Source organism: Alcanivorax sp. HI0044, assembly GCF_001634945.1.
On sequence record NZ_LWEZ01000272.1, the window covers coordinates 1 to 1,183 of the forward strand.

Below are 1,183 nucleotides of genomic sequence, written 5' to 3' on the forward strand. Positions count from 1 at the left end.
GATGCGGTACGCCGGGTGGAAAAACAGCAGCAGGACAACATGCAGAACATGGCGGGTGGCTTTCCCTTCCCGCCTGGCTTCAAACCGTAAGCTCACCGACGAGACGCCGAGATTGTGAAACACGCGCCGCTGGTCGACCAGCTTATCAACGCCTTTACTTGCCTGCCCGGGGTTGGCCCCCGTTCTGCCCAGCGCATGGCCTATGCGTTGCTGGATCGCGGGCGCGAATCCGGGCGCCGGTTAGGCGATGCGCTCCATGCTGCCATGGACGGCGTGCAGCATTGCCAGCGTTGCCGCAACTATGCTGAAGCAGAACTTTGCCCTGTCTGCGATGATCCGCGTCGCGATGCCTCGCTGGTCTGCATCGTTGCCACCCCCGGGGATGTGCTGGCATTTGAGCAGTCCGGCGAATACCGGGGCCAGTACTTCGTGCTGATGGGGGAACTCTCGCCGCTGGACGGTGTGGGCCCCCGTGAGTTGGGGCTGGATGTGCTTGAACAACGTCTTAATGAAGGGCAGATCAGCGAGTTGATTCTGGCTACTGGCACGACTGTGGAAGGCGAAGCCACAGCCCATTATGTACTGGACCTGGCCCGGGACGCGGGAGTGGGTGTCAGCCGCATCGCCCAGGGGGTGCCCATGGGCGGTGAGCTTGAATTCGTTGATGGCGCTACCCTGGCCCAGGCGCTGAGAGGTCGCAGGCCCTTTGACGCCTGATAAAGGGCCCCTTCCTGGGGGGCTATCGAAAGCGTAAATCTCCTTTTCTACCCGTAAACACAAGCCGCGGTTTCGTCTGGTTTCCCTTGGCGGCTTTCTGTTATGGTTGGACCAAGCAAGCGCTAGGTTGTGCGCAATCCAATAATCCAAGGAGGTCCAGTGAGCGCCCTGAACTATTTCAATGAAACCCACCAGATGGTGCGAGATACCGTCCGCAAATTCGTTGAGCGGGAAATCCTCCCGGAGGTGGATGACTGGGAAGAAGCAGGGGAATTCCCCCGGGAGTTGTACAAGACGGCAGCGAATGCGGGCATTCTGGGTATCAATGCGCCGGAGGAATTTGGTGGGACGGGCGAAGACGTCTTCATGAAAATCGCCGCCTGCGAAGAATTGGTGCGTTGCTCATCGGGCGGACTTTGCGCAAGCCTGGGATCGCTGGATATCGGGCTGCCACCGGTCTGGAAAT

2 protein-coding genes are annotated in these 1,183 nt (G+C 59.8%); both read left to right on the forward strand.

Annotated elements, in window-relative coordinates; translation table 11 throughout:
• Nucleotides 1-114 precede the first annotated feature (114 nt).
• Nucleotides 115-717 carry a recombination mediator RecR gene (gene recR, locus A3730_RS03375; RefSeq protein WP_063537479.1) on the forward strand — a complete coding sequence of 201 codons (603 nt, stop codon included), beginning with the start codon at nucleotides 115-117 and terminating at the stop codon, nucleotides 715-717.
• Between the two features lie 159 nt (nucleotides 718-876).
• The coding region (locus tag A3730_RS03380; protein WP_197477260.1) for an acyl-CoA dehydrogenase family protein at nucleotides 877-1,183 on the forward strand (307 nt) is incomplete at its 3' end.